This window comes from Mesorhizobium sp. M1D.F.Ca.ET.043.01.1.1, assembly GCF_003952385.1.
GTDB lineage: Bacteria > Pseudomonadota > Alphaproteobacteria > Rhizobiales > Rhizobiaceae > Mesorhizobium.
Genome location: NZ_CP034444.1, coordinates 4,578,852 through 4,602,694, shown reverse-complemented (window position 1 = coordinate 4,602,694; position 23,843 = coordinate 4,578,852). Strand labels below are relative to the sequence as shown.

Here is a 23,843-nt window from a genome sequence, read left to right as displayed (position 1 = left end):
TATCAACGTCTCCACGGGCGAAACGCCGCGTTTCGCCGGCAATCGATTTTGTTCGGGGGCGGTCTTAGAGCCTTTTCCAAGCTTATGAAAGTTGGAAAACGACACGGACCGTAGGGCCGCTCAGCACAATCCTGCTTGTTTGAGCACGCGATAGGCCTGCAGCACATCGCGGAACCGGTCTTCCGAACCCCTGTCGCCGCCATTCGCATCGGGATGGTGGCGCTTAACGAGTTCCTTATAGCGCGCCTTGATGTCCTTGCCAGTCGCCTTTGTATCAAGGCCAAGCGTTTCCAGCGCCTTGGCCTCAAGCGGCTTTGCCTTGCGCTCGCGCACCTCCCGCGTTCCGCCGCCGAACAGGTTGAAGGGGTCGCGCATGCGGTTGTAGTAGCCGGCGCGCCCCGAACGCTGCTGCGCGAAATCGGGCGCCGAACGCATCCCGCCGCCATTTGCGCCCATGCGCCAGGTCGGCCGGTGGCCGGTCAGCGCCTCCTTCTGGAAGCGAGCGATCTCGCTGTCCGACACGCCCGAGAAATAGTTGAAGCTCTTGTTGTATTCGCGCACGTGCTCGAAGCAGAAGCGGAAATATTCGCCCTCCTTCAGGCGCCCGACCGGCGCGCGATGGGTGCCGGCCTCGCTGCAACCGTCCCACTGGCAGATCGGGGCGCGCGACTTCAGCTCCGCGTCCTTCTCCGGCCGGATGCGGATTTTCTCGAAATATTTGGGATACGGTTTCATCTCACCCATTTATGGGCTGTTCGCTGGTGCGAAACAAGAATTGACATTTCGCCGATGATCGCCCTAACCGCTGAATCACGGCTTAAAAGCGGTCGAAAGTGCAGATTTTGCGGCGGCGCCGCAGATGTGGTGAAGGGAAGCCCGATGTCCATACAGTCGACGATGGAAAACAAGCTGAAGGCGGCATTTTCGCCCGAAAGGCTCGCCGTCATCAACGAAAGCCACCTTCACGCCGGCCATCATCATGTCGAGCACGGTCACGAGGCTACCTTCGACGGCACCGGCGAGACGCATTTCCGTGTCCGCATCGTCTCGCCGGATTTTGCCGGCATGAGCCGCATCGACCGCCACCGCGCCGTCAACCAGCTGCTTGCCGACGAACTGAAGGCCGGCGTGCACGCGCTGGCGATCGAGCCGGCCGCGCCCGGCGAAAAGACGCGCTGGTAGGTACCGCGGGCTCCCAGGACCCGCTTAGACCAACGCTTCGATGAGGAACGGCCCCGGGCGCGAAAGCGCGCTGTCGAGCAGCGCCTCGAAGCGCTCGCATGTGTCGGCACGGGCCGCTTCCACCCCCATGCCGTTTGCCAGCGAGACCCAGTCCAGCGCCGGCTGATCGAGATCGAGCATGCGCCTGGCATTCTCGCCGATCGCGTTCACCCCGACATTGCGCATTTCGCCGTGCAGGATGGCATAGGTCCGGTTGGAAAAGACGATCGTCACAACGTCGAGCCTTTCCCGCGCCTGGGTCCACAACCCCTGCACCGTGTACATGCCGCTGCCGTCCGCCTCCAGGTTGATCACCTTGCGGCCGGGACAGGCGATTGCGGCACCGGTCGCCATCGGAATGCCGCCGCCGATCGACCCGCCCGTGCCCATCATGTAATCGTGCGGCGCGGCGAAAGCCGAGAGCGCAAAATAGCGCCGCGCGGAGGTGACGGCCTCGTCGCAGACGATCGCATTCTCGGGAAGTTTCCGCGCGACCGAAACTGCCACCGCATCGTCGGTCAGCGTGCCGCGCGGGCTCGGCTCGTCGGGAAATGCCGTGGCGACGGACACCGGCTGTAACGGCTTGATGCCGAGCTCATCGCCAAGCGCCGCAAGCGCGGCCTCAAGGTCTTCGCCATGCTCGGCCAGCGTCATCACTTCACAGCCTTCGCGTACGAGCCGGCCCGGCTTGCCCGGATAGGCAAAGAACGCCACCGGTTCCTTCGCGCCGACGAGGATCAGCACGTCGATATCGGCAAGGAGCGCTCTTGCCGCGTCGATCGGGTATGGAATGCGGGTCGGCGCGACGCGCCCGCGGCCGCGCTGCATCCGGGCCACCAGAACCTCGCTGAACAGCCGGACATCCAAGGCGGCCGCTATCCGGCCGGCGATTTCCAAAGCACGCTGGCGCGCAGCGCGCCCGCGCAGGACCATGCCGACACGACCATGTGAGGCGCGAACGGCCTCGGCGATCTTGCGCACGACATCCATGTCGACCGCGGGTGGCGGCACGGGCGCCGCCCTGGCCGATGGCACGGGGCCGGCACCGCCCCATGCGCCGTCCGCCGGCAGGATCAGCGTCGCGATGCCGGGAGGCGTCAGCGATGCGCGGACGGCTGCTTGCGCGGACGGCGCGACGTCGGCCGGACCCGAGATGCGGCGGACCCAGTTCGACATCGGCGCCGCCAGGCTTTCGATGTCGCTGGTGAGCGGCGCGTCGAGCGGCAGATGGTAGGAGGCGTGGTCGCCGACGATGTTGATCATCGGCACGCGGGCGCGCCGGGCGTTGTGGATGTTGGCGAGGCCATTGGCCAGTCCGGGGCCGGTGTGGAGCAGCGTTGCGGCCGGCCGGTCGGTCATTCTTGCGTAGCCGTCGGCGGCACCGGTCACCACGCCCTCGAAAAGGCCGAGCACGCAGCGCATTTCCGGCTTGCGGTCCAGCGCGGCGACGAAATGCATTTCCGAGGTACCGGGATTGGCGAAGCAGACGTTCACGTCATTCGCCAGCAGCACGTCGCAAAGCACGTCCGCGCCATTCATCGCGTTCCCTCTTGTCCGGTGGCCCCCGGACAATTGACCCGATAAGTGTCCGCGCCGCAATGTCCGGCCCCGACTTTGCCGTGATCCAGCCGGCAATCAGGCGACCGTCGCCTTCAGGAAAGCCATGACCGCTGCGGTCAACGCGTCGCCGTCCTCGCCGAAGCGGCGGTTGATCGCCATGTGCGAATAGGCGCTGCCGTCGAACAGCGTGACCTTGGTTCCCCCTGCCCGCAGCCGGTCCGCGAGATCGCGGGCCGCGGCCGCGCGGATCGGCGTGTTCGAATAGGCGACGAACACGGGCGGATGCCTGGCCGCCCCGATATAGGTCGCGGGCGACAGCGCCCGCCACTGGCTGGGATCGGAAAAGGCTTGCGCGTAGACCGGACGCAGCCTGCCGCCCTGCGCCTTGGCCAGGGCCTCGATGTCATAGGCCTCGGTATCGTCGAGCACCAGCGCGGCAACACCGGGCAAGCCGCCGCGAAAACCCGTCAGCGCCGCGAGATGGCAACCGGCCGAGTGGCCCATCACCACGATACGGTCGGGATCGCCGCCATATTGGGCGATATTGGCCCGCACATAGCGGTAAGCCTTCTCGACGTCGCTCGCCTGGGTGGCGACGTCGGCCGCGGGCAGCATGCGGTAGTCGATCGAGACGAACACGAAGCCATTGGCGAGCAGGAAGCCCGGCTTGGCATTGACATTGCCGCGGTTGCCGAACCGCCAGGCGCCGCCATGGATGAAGAAGACGACCGGATCGCTCTTGGCGCCCTCGCGCGCATAGATATCGAGCTTGGCCGGTCCGTAGTCGAGTGTCCGCGGCGCCGGCTGGCGCGGCCGCCAGGCCGATGACGCAGCCGTCGGCAGCAGCGCGGCAACGGACGCAACGACGAAACGCCGCCGATCGATCATGATCATCTCCTGCCGCCCCCTGCGCGACCGCCCTTCCGCCCCGACCGCCTTCCGCAAAGAGTGCATGCGAGCGCGGCAGACGTCCAGTTAAGGATTGTTCACCGGCTGCGCAGTTGGCTCGCCAACGGCGAGCCGGCAACCCTCTTTCGCGCCTTCAGATGCGCCGGCGCGCAACGCTGCCGCGTGAGGAGGACCATGGAACATTTCCCCGGGCTGGTAGTTTGATTGAAGGCCCGGCCCTGGAGGAAGCCCTCGTCCATGCCGGGCGGATTGCTAGTCTGACCGGAGAGCCGATGCCATCGGCCGGCGCCTCCGAAGGGTGACCACCCAATGACGAAGACTTATCGAGCTTCAGCCGCGCGTGCCAACGGGTGCTCAGGCCGTTTGCAGTCTCTGCGCCTGTTCCCGGCAATTGCGCTGGCGGCCTTCCTTTCGGCTCCGGCCGCCGCCCATCAGGCGCCCAAGGGCTGGCAGTATGACAGCTCATGCTGCTCGGGAATGGACTGCTATCAGGCACCCATGGCCGATGTGAAGGAAACGAAATATGGATACCAGCTCTCCACGGGAGAGCTCATTCCCTACTCCGACAGTCGGATCAAGCGCTCGCGTGACGAGTTCTTTCACGAGTGCAAGCCCGGCGGCGACTCGAACTCTCAGCACTCATTCTGCCTCTATGTTCCCGACCACGACATGTAAGCGGGGGAAAAACCAAGATTCTCCTTGAAGCTCTCCCGGCTATCACCACCTTAATAACATAGGTGAGCATTCCGTCTGAGTCGGGTGCTTTGAGACGTCGATGCCCGATTGCAGACGCTCTCCTTCATGTGAGGGAACCACAATGCTTTCCGGCAGTTGAATACGAGACGAGCCGACTTGGCCGACTGGAAGCCAGAGCGGCTCTGAGGGCAGAATATCATGCGAGAGAACCAATCCGACGTCTTCGATCTGTTTTCGGAGATTTACGCCAACGCAGCCCAGGAAGAGATCAGCCTTCAGCAATATCTGCTAGCCTGCCGCGAGGACAAATCCATGTATGCCTCCGCGCCTGAGCGGATGGTCGAGGCAATAGGCGAGCCGAACCTGGTCGACACCAGCAAGGATGAGCGGCTCGGGCGCATCTTCTCGAACCGCACCATCAAGGTGTACCCCTCCTTCTCCGATTTCTACGGCATGGAGGATACGATCGAGCGCATTGCCGGATATTTCCGCTATGCCTCGCAGGGTCTCGAGGAGCGCAAGCAGATCCTCTATTTGCTCGGGCCGGTCGGCGGAGGCAAGTCCTCGCTTGCCGAACGGCTGAAGAAGCTCATGGAGCAGCGCCCGATCTACACGCTGAAGGTCGGCAATCAGATCAGCCCGATTTTCGAATCGCCGCTCGGCCTGTTCCACCCCGATCGGATGGGCGATCTGCTGGAAGACAAATACGGGATAGCCCGCCGTCGCCTGAACGGACTCATCTCGCCCTGGGCGGCCAAACGGCTCGACGAACTGTCGGGCGATATTTCCAAATTCAGCGTGGTCAAGCTGTCGCCGTCGCGTCTGCGCCAGATCGCCATCGCCAAGACCGAGCCCGGCGACGAGAACAACCAGGACGTCTCGGCCCTGGTCGGCAAGGTCGACATCAGGCAATTGGAAAATTTCAGCCAATCCGATCCGGATGCCTATTCCTACAGCGGCGGCTTGAACCGGACCACCCAGGGCCTGCTCGAATTCGTCGAAATGTTCAAGGCGCCCATCAAGGTCCTGCACCCGTTGCTGACGGCAACCCAGGAGGGCAGCTACAACGGCACCGAGAATTTCGGCGCCTTCCCCTATCAGGGCATCGTCGTTGCCCATTCCAACGAATCGGAATGGCAGCAATTCAAGAACAACAAGAACAACGAGGCCTTCCTCGACCGCATCCTCGTGGTCAAGGTCCCCTATTGCCTTCGCATCACCGAGGAAAGGCAGATCTACGAAAAACTTCTGCGCGAGAGCGATCTGGCGAACAGTCCCTGCGCCCCCGAGGTGCTGGACATTCTCAGCCGTTTTACGGTCTCGACCCGCCTTGCCGAGCACGAGAATTCGCCGCTCTACACCAAGATGCGTGCCTATGACGGCGAGAACCTCAAGGAAATCGACCCGAAGGCGAAATCGGTCCAGGAGTATCGCGATGCCGCGGGCGTCGACGAAGGCATGACCGGGGTCAGCACGCGTTTCGCCTTCAAGATCCTGTCGCAGACTTTCAACTACGACACCAAGGAGGTCGCCGCCGATCCGGTGCACCTGATGTACATCCTCGAGGAGGCCATCAAGCGCGAGCAATTCCCCAAGGAAACGGAAGCCGCGTACCTCGAGTTTATCAAATCGGAACTTGCAACGCGCTACGCCGAGTTCATCGGCCACGAGATCCAGAAGGCCTATCTGGAATCGTACAGCGAATACGGCCAGAACCTTTTCGATCGCTACATCGCCTACGCCGATGCCTGGATCGAGGACCAGGACTACAAGGACCCCGATACCGGCCAGATCCTCAACCGTGAGGTCCTGGACAAGGAATTGTCGCAGGTCGAAAAACCGGCCGGCATCGCCAATCCCAAGGATTTCCGCAACGAAGTGGTCAAATTCACCTTGCGCGCCCGGGCGCGCAATCATGGCCGCAACCCGTCCTGGACGAGTTATGAGAAGCTTCGCGAGGTCATCGAGAAGCGCATGTTCGGCCAGGTCGAGGATCTGCTGCCGGTGATCAGCTTCGGCTCCAAGCAGGACAGTGTTACGGAGAAACGGCACAACGAATTCGTGGAGCGGATGGTGGAGCGCGGCTATACCCAGCGGCAGGTGCGCCGGCTGGTCGACTGGTATATGCGCGTGAACAAGGCTGGCTGAGCAAAGCCCGAACGGTTCCATGCCGATCTTCATCGACCGCCGCCTGAATCCGAAGGACAAGAGCCTGAGCAATCGCCAGCGCTTCCTCAGGCGCGCCCGGGAAGAGCTCAAGCAGAGCATCCGCGACCATGTCCGCACGGGCCGCATCGGTGAGCTGGACCGCGAGCTCGCCGTGCCGATGCCGCGCAAGGGCACCAGCGAGCCGAGCTTCAGCGACGCCAAGGACAGCGGACGGCGCCAGCACATCCTGCCCGGCAATAAATCGTTCAGCCCCGGTGACCTGATCCCCAAGCCTGGCGGCGGCGGCGTGGGCTCTTCGGCGCCGGGAACCACGGAATCCGAAGACGATTTTCGCTTTGTGCTGTCGCGCGAGGAAGTGCTCGACCTCTTCTTCGAGGATCTCGAACTGCCCGACCTGGTCAAGCTCAATCTCAAGCAGATACTGAGCTTCAAGCCAAGACGGGCAGGCTTCACGGCAAGCGGGTCGCCGACGAACATCAATGTCGGACGCACGATGCGAAACAGCCACGGGCGCCGCATCGCGCTCAGGCGTCCCAAGCAGGCGGAGCTGGACGCGGTCGCCGCGCAGATTGCCGAGCTGACATCCAAGCCGACAAGCCCGGCGGTACGCGAACGCGTGGCGGCCCTGCGCGAGCAGCTTGACCGGCTCGAGCGCCGGCGCAAGCGAATTGCCTATGTCGATCCGGTCGACATCCGTTTCAATCGCTTCGACCCCCAGCCGGTGCCGAATGCAAGCGCGGTCATGTTCTGCCTGATGGACGTCTCCGGATCGATGGGAGAGCGCGAGAAGGATCTGGCCAAACGCTTCTTCGTGCTGCTGCACCTTTTCCTGACACGCCGTTATGAGCGCACCGAGATCGTCTTCATTCGCCACACCCACGAGGCCAAGGAGGTGGACGAGCACACATTCTTCTACCACACCCAAAGCGGCGGCACCGTCGTCTCCACGGCGCTCGAGGAAATGCATCGCATCATCGAGCAGCGCTATCCGGTCAGCGAATGGAACATCTATGCCGCCCAGGCTTCCGACGGCGACAACTTCGCCACCGATTCCGAGCGCTGCATAGAACTGCTCGACCGCAAGCTCATGCGCCTTTGCCAGTATTTCGCCTATGTGGAGATCATCGACGAACGGGAAAGCCACATTTTCGGCTCGACCGAGAACGGGACATCGCTCTGGCGCGCCTACAACGCCGTCGACGGAAAATGGCCGAATTTCCAGATGAGGCGCATCGCTGCCCCGGCCGATATCTATCCGGTCTTCCGCGAGCTTTTCGCCAGGCAGCCCGCCCTGCGCAAGAGTGCGTGAGGCCGAGGGGTCGATGGGACAGGGCTGATGGTCAGTCAGGCGCGCAAATCCGAGTTGCTATTTTCCGGGTCTGACTGGGATTTTGCGAAACTGTCGCAGGTCTACGATGAGATCGAGGCGATCGGGACCGAAGAACTTCGCCTCGACATCTATCCGGTGCAGATGGAGGTCATTTCCTCCGAGCAGATGCTCGACGCCTACTCATCGGTCGGCATGCCGCTGATGTATCGGCATTGGTCGTTCGGCAAACGTTTCCTCTATGATGAACTTCTCTACCGCAAGGGCGCCCGCGGTCTGGCCTACGAACTGGTCATCAATTCCAATCCCTGCATCGTCTATCTGATGGAAGAGAACACCATGGCCTTGCAGGCCCTGGTGACCGCCCATGCCGCGCTGGGCCACAACCATTTCTTCAAGAACAATCATCTTTTCCGGCAATGGACGGACGCCGGGGGGATCCTGAGCTATCTCGATTTTGCCAAGAGCTACATAACCCGGTGCGAGGAACGGCATGGCCTGGCCGCCGTGGAGGCGATCCTGGATTCCGCCCACGCGCTGATGGAGCAGGGCGTGTTCCGCTACCGCCGGCCACCGAAGCTGTCGTCGGAGCAGCAGCGCGAAGGGCTGCGCGAGCGCCTCGAATATGAGGAGCGCTCCTTCAACGATCTCTGGCGGACGTTGCCGCCCTCGCCGGGAAAGAGCAAGCCCGATGCAAGGGACGAAATCCTTGCCGAGCGGAAGAAATCGCTCAATCTGCCCGAGGAGAATCTCCTCTACTTCCTCGAGAAGAACAGCCTCGTCCTAGAGCCCTGGCAGCGCGAGATCGTCAGGATCGTTCGTGTCATCGCGCAGTATTTTTACCCGCAACGCCAAACCCAGGTGATGAACGAAGGCTGCGCCACCTTCGTGCACTACACGATCATGAACACGCTTTTCGATCGCGGCCGCATCAGCGAGGGCGCCATGCTCGAGATCTTGCGCAACCATTCGAACGTGGTTTTCCAGCCGGCGTTCGACGATCCGCGTTTTTCCGGCATCAATCCCTATGCGCTGGGTCTCGACATGATGCAGGACATCCAGCGCATCTCGACCGAACCGACCGCGGAGGACCGCGACTGGTTTCCGGACATCGCCGGCCGTGGCGACTGGCGCGACACCTTGCTCGACGCCTGGGCCAATCACCGTGACGAGTCCTTCATCCGCCAGTATCTGAGCCCCACCCTGATCCGGAAATGGCGGCTCTTCGTGCTGGCCGACGGCGCCGACGAGCCGCATTACGAAGTCGCCTCGATCCACAACGAGCGCGGCTATGCCAAGATACGGTCCGCGCTGGCCCAACGCTACGACGTGGGGGCGAACCGGCCCGACATCCAGGTGGTCGACGTGGACCTCCTGGGCGACCGGCATCTGCGGCTGCAGCACAATGTCAAGGACGGCATCCTGCTCGAGGACGCAAGCCGCGACGCGACCCTGCGCCATATCCGAAGACTGTGGGGCTACGACGTCAGCCTGGCGGCGACTGATGCCGAAACCGGCGCGACGCTCAGCGAGCGCTCGACAAAGGAACTTTGAGATCGGAAGCCAACTTCGCCGAGCGGAGCGTCTTGAAAGACGTCAGCATCGGCCTGCACCGGCCGTAGCTTAACCTTCGCCGGCGGGCCGAATCCGCAGTCTCGCAATACGGTTCTTGTCGCGCTTCATCACGACGAAACGCTTGCCGTGGAACGTGAAGGCCTGCTTCTCCTCGGGGATCGTCTGCGTCTCGTGGATGACGAGGCCGGCGATCGTGGTCGCTTCCTCGTCCGGCAGGTCCCAGTCGAGCGCCCGGTTGAGATCGCGGATCGGCACCGTGCCGTCGACAACGACAGAGCCGTCCGCCTCCTGCTTGACGCCCTGCATGTCGACATCGTGCTCGTCGGCGATCTCGCCGACGATCTCCTCGATGATGTCTTCCAGCGTCACCAGCCCTTCCATCTCACCATATTCGTCGACGACGATGGCGAAATGCGCCTTGCGGCGCAGGAAGGCGTTGAGCTGGTCCTGCAGGGTGGTCGTATCCGGCACGAACCATGGCTTCGACGCGATTTTTGTCACGTCGATCTTGGAAAAGTCATTGCCGACCTCGTTGAGGGCTCTCAGCAGATCCTTGGCGTGCAGCACGCCGACGATGTTGTCGAGCGAGCCTTTCCAGAGCGGCATGCGGGTGTGCGGGCTTTGCAGGATCTCGCGCACCACCATTTCCGGCGGATCGTCGGCGTTGACCGAGCGCATGTTGGTGCGATGGACCATCACGTCCGAAACCTCGAGCTCCTCGAGATCGAATAGCGCGCCCAGCCGGTTGCGGTCCTCGCGCGCCTGCCCGTTGCGGCGGGTGTCGTCGCCGTTCTCGTCCGGCTCGTCGTCCTCGAGGGCCGTCGGCTTGATCGGCTGCAGGCTGTAGCCGAGCGCCGCGAACAGACGCGTGCGCAAGAGAAGCGCCAGCACGACGACAGCGGCAAGGACGGCTGCGGCGATCCAGCCGGCGTCGATCATCTGGAATGGCTCATCTTGAGCATTCGGAATGTCTCATCTTGAGCATTCGGGATGGCTCGCCTTGAGGAACGACAGCACTTCCGAGGGCGGCACGTCCTTGGCGATGAAGGCCTGGCCGACGCCGCGCGTCAGGATGAAGGTGAGCGCGCCGCGCGAGACCTTCTTATCCTGGGTGATGAAGCCAAGAAGCGCCTCGGCATCCGGCAATTCGCCGGATATGTCGGCCATCCGCCAGGGCAGGCCGACGGCGCGAAGATGCGCCTCCACGCGCTCGGCATCGTCAGGGCTCGCCAGGTTGAGGCGCGCGGAAAAACGGTGCGCCAGCGCCATGCCGATGGCGACGCCCTCGCCATGGACGAGACGGGCGCCGTCGTAGTTCGTGGCGGCTTCGAGCGCATGGCCGAAAGTGTGGCCGAGATTGAGCAGCGCGCGATCGCCGGTCTCGAACTCGTCGCGGGCGACCACGTCGGCCTTGGCGCGGCAGGCCTCGGCGATGGCTTCGGTCCGCTGCTGGCCGCCGGCGAATACCTTTTGCCAGTTCTCCTCCAGCCAGGCGAAGAAGCCGGGCCGGTCGATCAGCCCGTATTTGGCGAGCTCGGCATAGCCGGCGCGGAACTCGCGGATCGGCAGCGTGTCGAGCACGCCGGTGTCGGCCAGCACCAGCTTGGGCTGGTTGAAGACCCCGACCAGGTTCTTGCCGCGCGCGCTGTTGATGCCGGTCTTGCCGCCGACGGAAGAATCGACCTGCGCCAAGAGCGAGGTCGGCACCTGTACGAAATTCATCCCGCGCCTCACGATGCCGGCGGCGAAACCGGCCAGATCGCCGATGACGCCGCCGCCGAGTGCTATCACCACGTCGCGCCGTTCGAGCTTGGCGGCGAGCACGCCGTCGACCACCTCTTCGAGGTGGGCGAAGCTCTTGGTCCTTTCGCCGGCCGGCAGCGTGATGACGGCGGCTTGGATGCCGCCTTTTGCCAGGCCGGCCTTCAGCCTTTCGAGATGCGCTGCGGCAACATTCTCGTCGGTGACGATGACCGCGCGCGTGCCGGGAAGGCGGCCCGCGATTTCGGTTCCGGCTGCGGAGAGCAAGCCAGGCCCGATCAGTATGTCATAGGCGCGCTCGCCGAGCCCGACCTCGACCTTCACCGGTTCGGTATGGCTCACTGTTCCACCTCGCCGCTGGTGGCGATGGCGGCGATCCCGAGATAGGCGCAAAGCGCGCACACCACCTCGCCGGCAATGACCTCCTTGCGGTCGTCGCGGGTCGGAACCGTGATGTCGGCCGAGGCATAGACCGGGTAGCGCTCGCCCATCAGCTTCTCCAGCACGCCGCGCGGATCGGGATTCTTCAACAGCGGCCGGTTCTGCTTCTTCGAGACCCGCTCCATGAGGAGATCGAGATCGGCCTTCAGCCAGACAGAGACGCCGTGGCCGGCGATCGCCTCGCGCGTCTGTGCGTTCATGAAGGCGCCGCCGCCGGTCGACAGCACCTGCGGACCGTTCTCGAGCAGGCGCAGGATCACCCGCTGCTCCAGCGCCCGGAACTCAGGCTCGCCATAGCGCTCGAACAACTCCGGCACGGTCATGCGCGACACGCTCTCGATTTCCTGGTCGCTGTCGATGAAGGGCAGCGAAAGCATCGCAGCCACCTTGCGGCCGATCGCCGTCTTGCCGGCGCCCATCAGGCCGACAAAGACGATGCAGCGGCTGCCGAGGCGCTCGAGCAGCGCGACACGGCCTTCGTCCGGCGGATTTGCTGGTAGCGCGTTCATGCGGAACCCTCTTTGCGCCGTATCGACATCAAAAGCCTGTTTGCGTCAAGCAGGGCGCCGCAGGCGGGCCTGATCGTGCTGCTTTCCGTCGAGAACCTTTGTCGACAAATCCTTTGCCCAATCCTTCCTCCTTGAATTGGCCGGATTGGCGTCCCATAAGGGCACAGGGTTTGGAATCGCAGAACAAGAAGACGGGCGAAGACTGAATGCCGACACTGTTTCGCTTTGTCGTGACGCTGGCGGTTCTTGCAGGCGTCATCTATGGCGCGATGTTCGCGCTGGCGATGTTCGTGGAGCCGAAGAAGGCGGAAATGAGCGTGCGCATTCCCGCCGAAAAGCTCAATCCGAAGAAGAATTGACCCCGGCCAGATGAACAGCGCGGCCCGCATCGAAGCCTTTTTGGAGATGATGAGCGCCGAGCGGGGCGCGGCTGAAAACACGCTGTCCTCCTACCGCCGCGACCTCGAAGACGCCTCCGAAGCCATTGGCGGCGGACTGGCGGGAGCGGGAGCGGCCGATATCCGCGCCTATCTCGACGACATCGCCGCGCGTGGCTTCGCGCCCACCTCGCAGGCGCGCAAATTGTCGGCGATCCGCCAGTTCTTCAAATTCCTTTACGCCGAAGGCCTGCGCGGCGACGACCCGACCGGGACGCTGGACAGCCCGAGGAAGGGCCGGCCGCTGCCGAAGACCATGACCGAAGCCGAGACCGGCCGCCTGCTCGACCGCGCGGCCGAGGAAGCGGGCGCCGCGGCACCGGACGGCGACCGGCTGGCGGCGATACGCCTGCACGCCCTGGTCGAGGTGCTTTATGCCACGGGTCTGCGCGTTTCCGAATTGGTCGGCCTGCCGGTGACTGTGGCGCTGCGCGACGACCGCTTCTTCATGGTTCGTGGCAAGGGCGATAAGGAGCGCATGGTGCCGCTGTCGGCCAAGGCGCGCGCGGCCATGCGGACATGGCTTTCGGAACGGGCAACCAGGCCGGCCTTTGCCGACAGCCCCCATCTATTTCCCGCCTCATCCGACAGCGGCCATCTTTCCAGGCAGGTTTTCGCGCGCGATCTCAAAAGTTTGGCGGCGCGGGCCGGCATCGCCTCGGCCAAGATCTCGCCGCATGTCCTGCGCCACGCCTTCGCCAGCCATCTCCTGCAGAACGGTGCCGATCTTAGAGCCGTGCAGCAACTGCTCGGCCATGCCGATATCTCCACCACGCAGATCTACACCCATGTGCTGGAGGAGCGGCTGGTGCGGCTGGTCAACGATCATCATCCGCTTGCCGACTAGGCCTCATATCGCTATGTGAGGGCGACGTTCCACCGCCCGGGGCCAGCATTTCCATGGTTCCGCCAGCCATTGCCTTCCGACGGATCGGTCCGCCCAAGCATGTACAATTACCTCGATTTCGAAAAGCCGGTGCAGGATCTGGAGCTCAAGATCCTTGAGCTGAAGAAGCTTGCGGAGAACGGCGAGGCGGTCGATGTCGCCGACGAGATCAGCAGGCTGGAGAAGCGTTCGCGCGATGCGCTGCGCGACCTCTACAAGGCGCTCACCCCGTGGCAGAAGGTGCAGGTAGCCCGCCATCCGGACCGGCCGCACTGCCTCGACTACATCAAGGGCCTGTTCAGCGACTTCACGCCTTTGGCCGGCGACCGCAATTTCGGCGACGACCAGGCGATCGTCGGCGGCTTCGCGCGCTTCCGCGGCGAGCCGGTGGCGGTGATCGGCCAGGAAAAAGGCTCGGACACGGCAAGCCGCATCAAGCACAATTTCGGCTCGGTGCGGCCCGAAGGCTACCGCAAGGCGGTGCGATTGATGGAGCTTGCCGACCGCTTCAACATCCCGCTGCTGACGCTGGTGGACACCGCCGGCGCCTATCCCGGCGTCGGCGCCGAGGAGCGCGGCCAGGCCGAGGCCATCGCGCGCTCGACCTCGGCCTGCCTGGCGCTGAAGGTGCCGTCGATTTCCGTCGTCATCGGCGAAGGCGGCTCCGGCGGCGCCATCGCGATCGCCACCGCCAACCGCGTCTACATGCTGGAGCACGCCATCTATTCGGTGATCTCGCCCGAGGGCGCAGCCTCGATTCTCTGGCGCGACACCACCCGTTCCAAGGACGCGGCGACCAACATGAAGATCACCGCCCAGGATCTTTTCGAAATGAAGATCATCGACGCCATCGTCCCCGAGCCGATGGGCGGCGCCCAGCGCGCGCCGGAAACGGTGATTGCCGCCACCGGCGACCTGATCGCCAAGACCATGAAGGACTTTGCCGGCGCCAACACCGACTTCCGCGAGCAGCGCCGCGAGAAATATCTGGCGATGGGCCGCAGCCTCTGACCCCGCCGTGCATTCAACTGTGGCGAGGATGACCAATTTCGCCACAAAAATGCCGCCGGATTCGGTTCAATGGAAATCGCCGTGAGGGGTTGGCTGAGGCTTGCGGTAAGGAATTTTCAAGGTTAACGGGCTTACGGTCCATTGGTGTTCAGCCTGCGGACCTGGCCATGCCGAAGCCATTGGCCGAGAGAAAAGACGTAGCCGTACCGATGTTTGCCAAGCTTGCCCGTGCCGGAGTCCTGATCGCCGCGATAGGCGTTGCCGGCTGCAATGATTCGTCGATGAAGGACTTCGCGCCGGAGGCCAACAAGCCGCTGCCGGACAAGATCCTTGCCGACATGAAGGCCAAGGGCATGGTGCGCACCTCCTCGGTGATGGCGCGCATCTTCAAGGAAGAAGGCAAGCTGGAGATCTGGAAGGCCAAGACCAACGGCCGCTACGATCTCGTCGCCACCTACGACATCTGCAAATGGTCGGGCAAGCTCGGCCCCAAATACACCGAGGGCGACCGCCAGGCGCCGGAAGGCTTCTATACGGTGCGTCCGGCGCAGATGAATCCGCGCTCGAACTACCACCTGTCCTTCAACATCGGCTTTCCCAACGCCTATGACCGCGCCAACGGCCGCACCGGCGCCAATCTGATGGTGCACGGCGCCTGTTCGTCGTCGGGCTGCTATTCGATGACCGACGCCCAGATCGAGCAGATCTACGCCTTCGGCCGTGACGCTTTCCAGGGCGGCCAGACCGATTTCCAGATCCAGGCCTTCCCGTTCCGCATGACCGCCGCCAACATGGCGCGCTACCGCAACGACCCGAACTACGAGTTCTGGAAGATGCTCAAGGTCGGCTACGACAATTTCGAGATCACCAAGGTGCCGCCGAAGGTCGACGTCTGCGAAAAACGCTACGTCTTCAACCAGGTCGCGCCCGAAGGCACGACCTTCGACCCGACTGGCGCCTGCCCGGCAAGCACCCAGCCGGACTCGTTGAAGACGGCCTATGCCGACTACGAGAAGCGTTATGACGCGGCCTACAATGCGGCCGTGAACTCGAGCACCCCGGCGCCCAAGCCGACCATTGCCGGCATCAAGGAAGCCAGCCTCGTTTCCGACTGGTCGAAGCGCCGCGCCCGCGGCGAGCGCGTGCCGATCGACCCGCCGTCGATGAATTCCGACGGCTCGGTGACGGAGACAACGCGCATGGGCCGCATCGATTCGCCTGCGGGTCGCAAGATGGCCGCTCTCGACGCCGAGAAAGAGGCCAAGCGCAAGGCCGAGGAGCAGCGGCTGGCGGCGATCGAGGCGGCCAAGGCCGCCAAGGAAGCAGCCAAGGCGCAGGCTCTGGCCGAGAAGGAAGCCGCCAAGCAGGCCGCGCAGCAGCCGGTGGTCACCGCGGGCGTCGAGGCGGCTCCCGCGCAACCGGCACCGGAAGCGCAGCAGGCCGCAAGTGCCGACGAAGGCACCGTGTCCAAGCTGAAGAAGAAGCTGCTCGGCATGTTCGGCGGCTAGATTTTTCGATCTTGGCCAGATCAACCGCTATCTACGACTTGAAGGGGCTGAATTGCCCGTTGCCGGTGCTGAAGGCCCGCAAACGGCTGGCCGCGATGCGGCCGGGCAGCCGCCTGTGGCTGGAAACCACCGACCCGCTGGCCGTGATCGACATTCCGGCATTCTGCGCCGATGCCGGCCATGAACTGATCGAGACGGCCGCGGTCGCCGGCGGCCATCGTTTCCTCGTCGAGCGCGGCGTCGCCTGAGCTTGTCTTTTCGGCTTACAGCCCGGCGATCGCGAGCGGATTCGCCTCGAGCGCCGTCCTGTCCGGGGTGTCGATGGACGGCTTGTTGGTGAAGGCGGCGAACAGCCGCTGGATATAGTCTTGCGGCATATCGAGCGTGATCAGCACCAGCCGGGTGCCGCGCTGCCCGTCCGGCCAGGCCGGCAGCCTTGCCGGCGGATGCAGGATCTTCTGCACGCCGTGGATGACCAGCGGCCGTGACGGGTCTTCCGCGAGCTCGATCACGCCCTTCATGCGCAGCAGCTTCTCGCCATGCGTCGAGCGCAGCAGATCGAGGAACATCTCGATCGCCGAGAACGGCACCGGCCCGTCATGGACGAGCGAGTGGGCGTGCACGCGGGCATCGTGGCGGTGGTCGTGATGGTGATGGCCGTGGTCATCGCCGTGGTGATGATGGTCGTGATCATCAGCGGCCTCTTCGCCGAGCCAGCGCCGCACGTCGGCGCTCTTGGTTTCGGGATTGTAGAGGCCGCAATTGAACAGGGCCGCGGCGCCTGCAGCGGGATCATTGACGTCGAGCAGGACGGCGCCCGGATTTACCTGGTGAAGTCGGGCCCTGAGGGCCTCGACATCGCTTGCCTCGGCGAGATCGGTCTTGGTCAGCACGATGCGGTCGGCGACCGCCGCCTGCTTCACGGCTTCCACAAGCGCATCGAGCGTGGCCTCGCCGTTGACGGCATCGACGAGCGTGATCACGCCGTCCAGCCGGAAGGCCTGCACCAGCGCCGGGTGAGCCATGATCGATTGCAGCACCGGGGCGGGATCGGCAAGCCCTGTGGTCTCGACGACGACACGCGCCAGCTTGGCGATGCGGCCGGTCTGCAGCCGGTCGACGAGATCGGCCAGCGTGTCGACGAGGTCGCCGCGCACCGTGCAGCAGAGGCAGCCGTCGGAAAGCTGGATGATGCCGTCGGTGGCCTGCTCGACGAGCAGATGGTCGATCGCCACCTCGCCGAACTCGTTGATGATGACCGCCGTGTCGGCAAGCGCCGGATCCTTGAGCAGCCGGTTGAGCAGCGTCGTCTTGCCAGCGCCGAGAAAGCCGGTGACCACCGAGACGGGGATGGGAAAGCCGCCGCGCATCTGCCCTGTCATCGCTAGTTCGCCGCCTTGGCCGGCTGATCCCCTTGCGCCGCGGCGGACGCGGTGGCGGCGGGCGCGGCGCCGGCCGGCAGCGGCTTGTCGGGCCGCCAGGTCGGCAGCGGCACATCGGCATAGTTCTGATCGGTCTGGTCGATGAAGGCCTTGGGCGCCGGTCCGGTCGCGCCGCCGAGGCCGACCGCGATCAGTGTCGGGTGGTCGAGCTTCACCTGATAGGGCGATTTCGGCTTGTCCTTGGCGGCAACGGTGGGCGCTGCCTCGGATTGCTCGTTCTTCGGCTTCTTCTTGCAGATCTCGTCATGCAGATCGTTGGGCGACAGCGTGTCGCCATAGGGCTGGAGCGCCGCAAGCGTCGTCGAGCCGGCAGCCGGTGCGTCAAAACCCTGGTCGAGCAGCTTCGCCGCCGTCTCGGCGCGGCTGATCGCCGATCTTTCGCCGAGCACGACGGCGACCAGCGTGCGGCCATTGCGGGTCGCCGAGCCGATCATGTTGAATCCCGACGAGCAGACGAAGCCGGTTTTCATGCCGTCGGCGCCCGGGTAGCGGCCGATCAGCAGATTGTAGTTCGGGAGCGCCTTCTTGCCGACGGCAAGTCCTTCGATGGAGAACCACGGCGCATATTGCGGAAAATCATTGCGGAGCGCCGTCACCAGGACGGCAAGGTCGCGCGCGGTCGTGTACTGGTCCGGCGAATAGAGCCCGTTCGGATTGACGAAATGCGTTCCGACCATGCCTAGCCTGGCGGCCTCGGCATTCATGCGGTCGGCGAAGGCCGCCTGCGATCCGCCGATGTTCTCGCCGATGGCCATGGCGATGTCGTTGGCCGATTTGACCAGCATCATCTTCAGCGCATTGTCGAGCCGCATCACCGAGCCCGGCTTGAAGCCCATCTTGCTCGGCGGCTCGCCGGCCGAGTGTTTCGTCACCTTGATCGGCGAATCGAGCGCCACCTCGCCGGCGGCGATCGCGCGGAACGCGACATAGGCCGTCATCAGCTTGCTGAGCGAGGCCGGATACCAGCGCTTGAAGGCGTCCTGATGCTCCAGCACCTTGCCGCTCGTGAGGTCGAAAAGCACCACCGGATTGGCCCGCGCAGCGCCGGAAAGCACCGGCAGCGCCAGCGCGCCCGCAAGCAATAGGTTGAGGAAATGCCCTTGCCGCATGATCAATTCCGAAATCGCCTCTTGCCGTAATTGCCGCTGGCTCCGTAAGATTTCGTTACGCGACGGCCAGCATGGTGCGGACCGTCCCTCGACCCGGCCGCACCATGCGGTGCTATTTACCCTATGTGACGCCAAAATGGCAAAGCGCCACAATCACAATTGCTGAGCAGCGGCCTTAACCGTTCGCTCCAACAAAGAAATGGACCGATTATGCCGATTCTCAACCGTGCCGCGGAAATGCAGGACGAAGTCGCCGGCTGGCGGCGCCATCTGCACCAGACGCCGGAACTGAACTTCGACGTGTTCCAGACCGCCGCCTTCGTCACCGACAAGCTGAAGGCTTTCGGCTGCGACGAGGTTGTGACGGGGCTCGGCAAGACCGGCGTCGTCGGCATCATCCGCGGCCGCAACGGCGAGGGTTCGACCATCGGCCTGCGCGCCGACATGGACGCGCTGCCGATCAACGAGATCACCGGCAAGCCCTATGCCTCGACCGTTCCCGGCAAGATGCATGCCTGCGGCCATGACGGCCACACCGCCATGCTGCTCGGCGCGGCCAAATATCTCGCCGAGACGCGTAATTTCGCCGGCTCCGTGGCGGTGATCTTCCAGCCGGCCGAGGAAGGCGGCGGCGGCGGCAACGAGATGGTCAAGGACGGCATGATGGAGCGCTTCGGCATCGCGAAGGTGTTCGGCATGCACAATATGCCCGGCCTTCCCGTCGGCGAGTTCGCCATCAAGCCCGGCCCGATCATGGCGGCGACCGCCGAATTCACCATCACCGTCAAAGGGCACGGCGGCCATGCCGCCATGCCGCACGGCACGATCGACCCGATCGTCATCACCAGCCAGCTGGTCGGCGCCTTGCAGACCATCGCCTCGCGCAGCACCGATCCGGTCGAGGCCGTCGTGGTGTCGGTGACCAAGTTCCATGCCGGCGATGCCTATAACGTCATTCCGGAACAGGCCGAGATCGCCGGCACCGTGCGCACGCTGAAGAAGGAAGTGGCCAGGAAGGCGGAAGAGCGCATGCGCGCCATCTGCGCCGGCCTGGCGTCGGCATTCGGCGCGACGATCGAGGTCGACTTCGATGCCAACTATCCCGTCACCTTCAACCATGCGCAGGAGACGGTCTTCGCCAGCGATGTCGCCGCCGGCGTCGCCGGTGACGCCCATGTCCACCGCGCCATCCAGCCGGTGATGGGCGGCGAGGATTTTTCCTACATGCTGGAAGCACGCCCCGGCGCCTTCATTTTTATCGGCAACGGCGACTCGGCCGGCCTCCACCATCCGGCCTACGACTTCAACGACGAGGTCATCCCGCACGGCATGAGCTACTGGGTGCGGCTGGCCGAGACGGCGCTGGCCGCCTGACGCTTAGCGGAGAGGCGATCTCGCCTGGCCGCCGCCCGGCGCCACGCAGCAAGACACTGGCGATCGGCCGGTAACGCCTCTTGGCGAACCGGCCCGAAGCGTTTATGTGTCGGGCCGCGTGGTCCCGTAGCTCAGTAGGATAGAGCGGCAGATTCCTAATCTGTAGGTCACAGGTTCGATTCCTGTCGGGATCACCAATCTTTTCAATGGCTTAGGAAATTTCTGCCGTACTTTTTTGCCAATTAGTACGGCAATTAATACGGCAAACTTCCAATTTGATTCGGCCGACCCGGCCGACGGCGCAGCCTGGCTATGCAAACAACGCAGCCGAAGGAGCGTCAGCACTTGCGCCGGCCTTCAGCGCCGGGACGCGGAACCGACTGCAGCGACGAGACCGGTTAAGAGGGCAGCCGTAGGAGCGTCAGCATAGCGCCGCCGAGGGCGGGACGCGGGACCGACGGCCCCCGGCGAGGAGCGCCGAATGAGCGCCCTCATGTGCTGGGGCTGCAAGGCGGTTTCGCTGGTCTGCATATGGTCAGGCCTAAAATGAGGGGACTGACAAGGGCAACTGACCAACGACTGCTCATCAGTCTTTTCGAGCCAGGATGCGCTCCAGCTTATTGTACGCAACGATGCCGATATTCGGGCACGCGATCCAGGTTGCTCGACTTCCAGTGCTCGGCAGGCAGGTTTTCCACATCCTTGAGGCCGAGCAGGCTCGAGTTGGGCGCCTTTTCAGGCTCACAAGGCAGAGCAGATTCGAGCTTTATGTCCACGGTCCGCCCGCCGGCCAGAGGCGCTCGAAACTGTGGCCGGAGGCCTCCGCCTCGAGCGGCGGAAGAAGGAATTCCGCAATGCTGATGATCGTAGCGGGGAAATCCGACGGCCGCAAAAGCAGCGGTTCCCTTCCGACGAACGCCGACCATTGCCTTGCCTTCTCGCCGTCCTCGGCAAAAGCAATGCTCAAGCCAAGCGGTGTGTCGGTGGGCAGTGGCGTGTCACGGCGTGCAAATGTTGCCCGAATTGCCGGCGTCAGCGATCGGCCCTCGAACGCGAACAGGCGCGATAGCGCCAGCAGATCGTAAAAATCCTTCATGCGGCTATTCGCCTGGCCAAGCGCGACAATCGCCTGAAGCTTCTCTGCAACTACGGTCTCTCTGGGATAGGCTCTCAGCAAGGGACGTTCGGCGGACAGAAGCGATGGAAATTCCAGTTCTTGCACCGCCGGCGTAACGGCATCGCCAAAGCCAATGTCGACCTGCACCGGGATTCGGGTCCTCCCGAGAAACGCCGTCGTCTTCACCCTGACGCCGCCATATTGCAGGTCTTCACGGATCGGCTCGACGCTGAGGCCATCGGCGTCGAACACCAGTCCGTCATCTTCGGCCTCGATCCGGCAGATCGTTTCGAAAACGGCGCGGATCGCCGTTACGGCGGGATTGCCAAATCCGAGAAGATCGAGATCCTGCGTGGGGCGAAACGGATCGTCGAGCCACGCTGTGAAGAGCATCGCACCCTTCAGGATGAACTGATCGCGATGCGGGGAGATGCTCAACCGATAAAGCAGCCTCTCGATGGCGTATCGCCTCAGAATGAGCTGATTGTCCGTCTGCTTGTGTCGCGCGATGTTGCGGAGCCGGGCAAAAACCGATGCTGGAAAATTTGCCGGCCTATCCCTCATCGGCAACTGCGCTTTCGAGATAGGGCCGAACGACGCTCCAGATGCGCAGCGCCTGGGCATACCGGGCAATTTCGTCGGGTTTGGCCTTTCTGGATCGCCAGCCCATGCGCAGCGCTTCCATTGCAACGTCGAGGCCGACGACGTTGCGGAAGCGGAAGCAGTCGACAATCGACTTGGCCGGATCGAATATCCGGACAGACACCGAGTCAATGGTGTAGGTCTTGACGCCAAGGGTGAGCGCCTTTTCGCTGAAGCGGGCAATACGAATTGGCGGGTAGTCGATCGTCGGCTTACGGTCCTTGGAGCCGATTGCGATCCAGACGCTGCGCGGCAGCTGCAGCGTAATCTCGTGAAACTGGAGCGCCGATACGAGGCAGATCACACCTTTCGGAACACGGGTCGCGACCTCGGCCAGGGAATGAGAAATGTCAACGTCGGCATCCGCGCGTTCATAGAGCCCACGTGAGGAGCGATGGAGGATGCCCTCGTCAACCAGACGCGCCAGTGTAGCCGGATTGATCCCTCGGCGTTTCAGATCCGACAGGCGCATGATCCCATGGCGCTCAATCAGACTGACCGCAAGGTTGCGTTGAGAGGTTTCAACGGATTCAGTCATGTATCAAACTGTCGGTAACTACAGGTAAGTTCCGACGTTTTATTACATCGGTCGGTGAAAGTCGGCAAGCAGCCCTTCCACCTATTCAGTAGGATCCACCGGCACAGAATCTACGGTGACGGCATCACTCTGACCGGGGAAAGTCAACGCATCCGCAAGATGCGGCCATCATCCCTGCATCTAAGCCGGGGCACTGCGGCTCATGGTCTCAAGGTTCAGGGTGACGCATCTCGATATGCAACGGGATCGGCTATAGGCGATGGAAATGGACGCTTCAATGACGCACAACCGGAGAGACACACCTGCCTTGCCTATCCGGGCAGTGCGATATCGGCCACAATCGAATTGAGACCTTTCGCTAATGCAACTGACCGTTCTGAGCTCTATCAACGGGTGTGCGACAGACCGCTCAGTAAAGTCGCCCCAGAGCTCGGAATTTCTGGCACGGCGCTGGCCGCAATCTGCAAACGATATCAGGTACCCTACCCCGGATCGGGGTACTGGACCCGCATGTCTCTCGGGCTCCCGTCGGAGCTACCAGCGCTGCCAGAGGCATCTGATGAGACCATTGAGATCACGCCATCGACCCCGAAACCAAGGCCAAAGAGATCGCCGGAAGAAGGCTCTGCGCGGAAGACCAGGCGCGTAGCGAAACCCCGTCGTCCGGCCCGTCATCCGCTGCTGTTTGGTGTCGAAGAACATTTGCGAAAAACGCGGGATGTGAAAGACGGCGAGTTCCTAAGGCCCTACAAGCGGATTCTGCCAGATCTGATTTCATCAGAAACAGCACTGCTTCGCGCGCTCTCGATCGCCAACGACCTCTACCTTGCTTTGGATGAACAAGGATACCGAGTTCACATCGCCCCGGCTGCCGATGATCTTTATCGCATCAACGTCAAGGAACAGGAGGTAGAGCGAAAGGATCGCAAGTATGGACCCTATCACTCCGGGAGCATCTGGGCTCCGGACCGACCGACTGTCTTCTATATCGACACGGTGCCAGTCGCACTCGCTCTCACCGAGATGACCGAAAGAGTGACGATGCGATACCTCAATGGTGACTACCATCGTGAGGACAGCAGACTCATACGCTCAGCCAAGCCTTGGCAACTGACGCATTCCTGGACAACAGAACAGGACAAGCCCTGCGGACGTTTTCGGGTGATTGCCTATTCCTGACTTCCCTAAAGCTGTGCAATAAGGCGAAGGTTCCAATCAACAACGGAGGGGATGGAAGATGGCTGTAAACACCACTGACCTGGCGGAGCGTCTTGCTACTGCGCACGGCCTGTCGAAGGCACAGGCCAAGACTGTGGTCGAGGACGTGCTGAAAGGAATTACCGAGGCCGCCGCCAAGGGCGAGGAAGTGTCTCTAAATGGCTTCGGCAAATTCAAGGTGCAGAACAAGCCGGCGCGTGAGGGCCGCAATCCGTCGACCGGTGCTACAATCAAGATCGCCGCATCGAAGAAGCTGGTGTTTCAGCCCGCCAAGGCTCTCAAGGACACTGTGAACAACGGCTGACGCGCGCCCAGGGCGATGGGAACTGCCGGCCATAGCGACACGCAACCAGTCCAGGTTTTCGTCGGGCGGCGACAAGTCAAAATGGGCGT

General features: G+C 63.2%; 23 protein-coding genes and 1 tRNA gene. 14 read left to right on the top strand and 10 right to left on the bottom strand.

From position 1 onward, the window contains the following. Positions 1-120 precede the first annotated feature (120 nt). Positions 121-744, bottom strand: coding sequence for a J domain-containing protein (locus EJ067_RS22240; protein WP_126087380.1), 624 nt, complete (start codon positions 742-744; stop codon positions 121-123). A gap of 135 nt (positions 745-879) precedes the next feature. Between EJ067_RS22240 and EJ067_RS22235 the strand changes: the two genes are divergently transcribed. Continuing rightward, positions 880-1,182: a BolA family transcriptional regulator gene (locus EJ067_RS22235; protein ID WP_126087379.1), complete on the top strand. Its 303-nt coding sequence runs from the start codon at positions 880-882 to the stop codon at positions 1,180-1,182. Positions 1,183-1,206: 24 nt separating this feature from the next. Here EJ067_RS22235 and EJ067_RS22230 read toward each other — a convergent pair whose 3' ends face one another. Together EJ067_RS22230 and EJ067_RS22225 are read right to left on the bottom strand one after the other, a co-directional pair. Further along, on the bottom strand, positions 1,207-2,760 hold the full coding sequence (locus tag EJ067_RS22230) for an acetolactate synthase large subunit (protein WP_126087378.1): 1,554 nt from the start codon (positions 2,758-2,760) through the stop codon (positions 1,207-1,209). Positions 2,761-2,856: 96 nt separating this feature from the next. Next, entirely contained in the window at positions 2,857-3,669 is an 813-nt protein-coding gene (locus EJ067_RS22225) for an alpha/beta hydrolase (protein ID WP_126087377.1), read from the bottom strand. A 330-nt stretch (positions 3,670-3,999) separates the two neighbouring features. Between EJ067_RS22225 and EJ067_RS22220 the strand changes: the two genes are divergently transcribed. The 4 genes from EJ067_RS22220 (at position 4,000) to EJ067_RS22205 (ending at position 9,436) form a co-directional block, all read left to right on the top strand. Further along, on the top strand, positions 4,000-4,365 hold the full coding sequence (locus EJ067_RS22220; RefSeq protein WP_126087376.1) for a hypothetical protein: 366 nt from the start codon (positions 4,000-4,002) through the stop codon (positions 4,363-4,365). Between the two features lie 219 nt (positions 4,366-4,584). Continuing rightward, complete coding sequence (locus EJ067_RS22215; protein ID WP_126087375.1) at positions 4,585-6,534, top strand: PrkA family serine protein kinase; 1,950 nt, start codon at positions 4,585-4,587, stop codon at positions 6,532-6,534. Between the two features lie 19 nt (positions 6,535-6,553). After that, entirely contained in the window at positions 6,554-7,864 is a 1,311-nt protein-coding gene (locus EJ067_RS22210) for a YeaH/YhbH family protein (RefSeq protein ID WP_126087374.1), read from the top strand. Between the two features lie 27 nt (positions 7,865-7,891). Beyond that, positions 7,892-9,436: a SpoVR family protein gene (locus EJ067_RS22205; protein ID WP_126087373.1), complete on the top strand. Its 1,545-nt coding sequence runs from the start codon at positions 7,892-7,894 to the stop codon at positions 9,434-9,436. 69 nt (positions 9,437-9,505) lie between these two features. On the opposite strand, the gene EJ067_RS22200 is transcribed toward EJ067_RS22205, so the two are convergent. The 3 genes from EJ067_RS22200 to EJ067_RS22190 are packed head-to-tail and all read right to left on the bottom strand — an operon-like array spanning position 9,506 to position 12,168. Continuing rightward, positions 9,506-10,396 (bottom strand): transporter associated domain-containing protein, encoded by an 891-nt coding sequence (locus EJ067_RS22200; protein ID WP_126087372.1) that lies wholly within the window; start codon positions 10,394-10,396, stop codon positions 9,506-9,508. A gap of 33 nt (positions 10,397-10,429) precedes the next feature. Beyond that, on the bottom strand, positions 10,430-11,560 hold the full coding sequence (aroB, locus tag EJ067_RS22195; protein ID WP_126087371.1) for a 3-dehydroquinate synthase: 1,131 nt from the start codon (positions 11,558-11,560) through the stop codon (positions 10,430-10,432). After that, entirely contained in the window at positions 11,557-12,168 is a 612-nt protein-coding gene (locus EJ067_RS22190; protein ID WP_126087370.1) for a shikimate kinase, read from the bottom strand. Before EJ067_RS22190 ends, aroB begins: the two co-directional genes overlap by 4 nt. A gap of 206 nt (positions 12,169-12,374) precedes the next feature. Between EJ067_RS22190 and EJ067_RS22185 the strand changes: the two genes are divergently transcribed. The 5 genes from EJ067_RS22185 (at position 12,375) to EJ067_RS22165 (ending at position 16,258) form a co-directional block, all read left to right on the top strand. Beyond that, entirely contained in the window at positions 12,375-12,527 is a 153-nt protein-coding gene (locus tag EJ067_RS22185; protein WP_126087369.1) for a histidine kinase, read from the top strand. A 10-nt stretch (positions 12,528-12,537) separates the two neighbouring features. Further along, the gene (locus EJ067_RS22180; protein WP_126087368.1) at positions 12,538-13,452 is read left to right on the top strand and encodes a site-specific tyrosine recombinase XerD; all 915 of its coding nucleotides are present in this window, start codon (positions 12,538-12,540) and stop codon (positions 13,450-13,452) included. A gap of 99 nt (positions 13,453-13,551) precedes the next feature. After that, positions 13,552-14,502: an acetyl-CoA carboxylase carboxyltransferase subunit alpha gene (locus EJ067_RS22175; protein ID WP_126087367.1), complete on the top strand. Its 951-nt coding sequence runs from the start codon at positions 13,552-13,554 to the stop codon at positions 14,500-14,502. 209 nt (positions 14,503-14,711) lie between these two features. Then, entirely contained in the window at positions 14,712-16,010 is a 1,299-nt protein-coding gene (locus EJ067_RS22170; protein ID WP_126089705.1) for a murein L,D-transpeptidase family protein, read from the top strand. Between the two features lie 11 nt (positions 16,011-16,021). Further along, on the top strand, positions 16,022-16,258 hold the full coding sequence (locus tag EJ067_RS22165) for a sulfurtransferase TusA family protein (protein WP_126087366.1): 237 nt from the start codon (positions 16,022-16,024) through the stop codon (positions 16,256-16,258). 15 nt (positions 16,259-16,273) lie between these two features. On the opposite strand, the gene EJ067_RS22160 is transcribed toward EJ067_RS22165, so the two are convergent. Further along, on the bottom strand, positions 16,274-17,392 hold the full coding sequence (locus EJ067_RS22160; protein ID WP_245468017.1) for a GTP-binding protein: 1,119 nt from the start codon (positions 17,390-17,392) through the stop codon (positions 16,274-16,276). Positions 17,393-17,394: 2 nt separating this feature from the next. Then, positions 17,395-18,561 (bottom strand): D-alanyl-D-alanine carboxypeptidase family protein, encoded by a 1,167-nt coding sequence (locus EJ067_RS22155; protein WP_126087365.1) that lies wholly within the window; start codon positions 18,559-18,561, stop codon positions 17,395-17,397. Between the two features lie 210 nt (positions 18,562-18,771). Here EJ067_RS22155 and EJ067_RS22150 point away from each other — a divergent pair, with 210 nt between their 5' ends. Both EJ067_RS22150 and EJ067_RS22145 read left to right on the top strand, forming a co-directional pair. Next, positions 18,772-19,935 (top strand): M20 aminoacylase family protein, encoded by a 1,164-nt coding sequence (locus EJ067_RS22150; RefSeq protein ID WP_126087364.1) that lies wholly within the window; start codon positions 18,772-18,774, stop codon positions 19,933-19,935. 120 nt (positions 19,936-20,055) lie between these two features. Beyond that, positions 20,056-20,132 (top strand) — tRNA-Arg (locus EJ067_RS22145). A 569-nt stretch (positions 20,133-20,701) separates the two neighbouring features. On the opposite strand, the gene EJ067_RS22140 is transcribed toward EJ067_RS22145, so the two are convergent. Beyond that, positions 20,702-21,616, bottom strand: coding sequence for a nucleotidyl transferase AbiEii/AbiGii toxin family protein (locus EJ067_RS22140; RefSeq protein ID WP_126087363.1), 915 nt, complete (start codon positions 21,614-21,616; stop codon positions 20,702-20,704). Then, complete coding sequence (locus EJ067_RS22135) at positions 21,606-22,232, bottom strand: type IV toxin-antitoxin system AbiEi family antitoxin domain-containing protein (RefSeq protein WP_126087362.1); 627 nt, start codon at positions 22,230-22,232, stop codon at positions 21,606-21,608. The genes EJ067_RS22140 and EJ067_RS22135 overlap by 11 nt, the downstream gene beginning before the upstream one ends. A gap of 510 nt (positions 22,233-22,742) precedes the next feature. On the opposite strand from EJ067_RS22135, the gene EJ067_RS22130 reads away from it, so the two are divergent. After that, entirely contained in the window at positions 22,743-23,411 is a 669-nt protein-coding gene (locus EJ067_RS22130) for a hypothetical protein (RefSeq protein ID WP_245468015.1), read from the top strand. A gap of 58 nt (positions 23,412-23,469) precedes the next feature. Beyond that, positions 23,470-23,754, top strand: a complete 285-nt coding sequence (locus EJ067_RS22125; RefSeq protein ID WP_126087361.1) for an HU family DNA-binding protein — start codon at positions 23,470-23,472, stop codon at positions 23,752-23,754. The last annotated feature ends 89 nt before the right edge of the window (positions 23,755-23,843 follow it).

What these genes read in the sequence shown, in the direction of transcription:
- EJ067_RS22175 (WP_126087367.1), top strand. Translation starts at nt 13,552, where the DNA reads ATGTACAATTACCTCGATTTCGAAAAGCCGGTGCAGGATCTGGAGCTC.
- EJ067_RS22190 (WP_126087370.1), bottom strand. Translation starts at nt 12,168, where the DNA reads ATGAACGCGCTACCAGCAAATCCGCCGGACGAAGGCCGTGTCGCGCTG.
- EJ067_RS22130 (WP_245468015.1), top strand. Translation starts at nt 22,743, where the DNA reads ATGTCTCTCGGGCTCCCGTCGGAGCTACCAGCGCTGCCAGAGGCATCT.
- EJ067_RS22230 (WP_126087378.1), bottom strand. Translation starts at nt 2,760, where the DNA reads ATGAATGGCGCGGACGTGCTTTGCGACGTGCTGCTGGCGAATGACGTG.
- EJ067_RS22135 (WP_126087362.1), bottom strand. Translation starts at nt 22,232, where the DNA reads ATGACTGAATCCGTTGAAACCTCTCAACGCAACCTTGCGGTCAGTCTG.
- EJ067_RS22180 (WP_126087368.1), top strand. Translation starts at nt 12,538, where the DNA reads ATGAACAGCGCGGCCCGCATCGAAGCCTTTTTGGAGATGATGAGCGCC.
- EJ067_RS22210 (WP_126087374.1), top strand. Translation starts at nt 6,554, where the DNA reads ATGCCGATCTTCATCGACCGCCGCCTGAATCCGAAGGACAAGAGCCTG.
- EJ067_RS22220 (WP_126087376.1), top strand. Translation starts at nt 4,000, where the DNA reads ATGACGAAGACTTATCGAGCTTCAGCCGCGCGTGCCAACGGGTGCTCA.
- EJ067_RS22240 (WP_126087380.1), bottom strand. Translation starts at nt 744, where the DNA reads ATGGGTGAGATGAAACCGTATCCCAAATATTTCGAGAAAATCCGCATC.
- EJ067_RS22155 (WP_126087365.1), bottom strand. Translation starts at nt 18,561, where the DNA reads ATGCGGCAAGGGCATTTCCTCAACCTATTGCTTGCGGGCGCGCTGGCG.
- EJ067_RS22160 (WP_245468017.1), bottom strand. Translation starts at nt 17,392, where the DNA reads ATGACAGGGCAGATGCGCGGCGGCTTTCCCATCCCCGTCTCGGTGGTC.
- EJ067_RS22185 (WP_126087369.1), top strand. Translation starts at nt 12,375, where the DNA reads ATGCCGACACTGTTTCGCTTTGTCGTGACGCTGGCGGTTCTTGCAGGC.
- EJ067_RS22125 (WP_126087361.1), top strand. Translation starts at nt 23,470, where the DNA reads ATGGCTGTAAACACCACTGACCTGGCGGAGCGTCTTGCTACTGCGCAC.
- EJ067_RS22205 (WP_126087373.1), top strand. Translation starts at nt 7,892, where the DNA reads ATGGTCAGTCAGGCGCGCAAATCCGAGTTGCTATTTTCCGGGTCTGAC.
- EJ067_RS22225 (WP_126087377.1), bottom strand. Translation starts at nt 3,669, where the DNA reads ATGATCGATCGGCGGCGTTTCGTCGTTGCGTCCGTTGCCGCGCTGCTG.
- EJ067_RS22235 (WP_126087379.1), top strand. Translation starts at nt 880, where the DNA reads ATGTCCATACAGTCGACGATGGAAAACAAGCTGAAGGCGGCATTTTCG.
- EJ067_RS22215 (WP_126087375.1), top strand. Translation starts at nt 4,585, where the DNA reads ATGCGAGAGAACCAATCCGACGTCTTCGATCTGTTTTCGGAGATTTAC.
- EJ067_RS22140 (WP_126087363.1), bottom strand. Translation starts at nt 21,616, where the DNA reads ATGAGGGATAGGCCGGCAAATTTTCCAGCATCGGTTTTTGCCCGGCTC.
- EJ067_RS22170 (WP_126089705.1), top strand. Translation starts at nt 14,712, where the DNA reads ATGTTTGCCAAGCTTGCCCGTGCCGGAGTCCTGATCGCCGCGATAGGC.
- EJ067_RS22200 (WP_126087372.1), bottom strand. Translation starts at nt 10,396, where the DNA reads ATGATCGACGCCGGCTGGATCGCCGCAGCCGTCCTTGCCGCTGTCGTC.
- EJ067_RS22150 (WP_126087364.1), top strand. Translation starts at nt 18,772, where the DNA reads ATGCCGATTCTCAACCGTGCCGCGGAAATGCAGGACGAAGTCGCCGGC.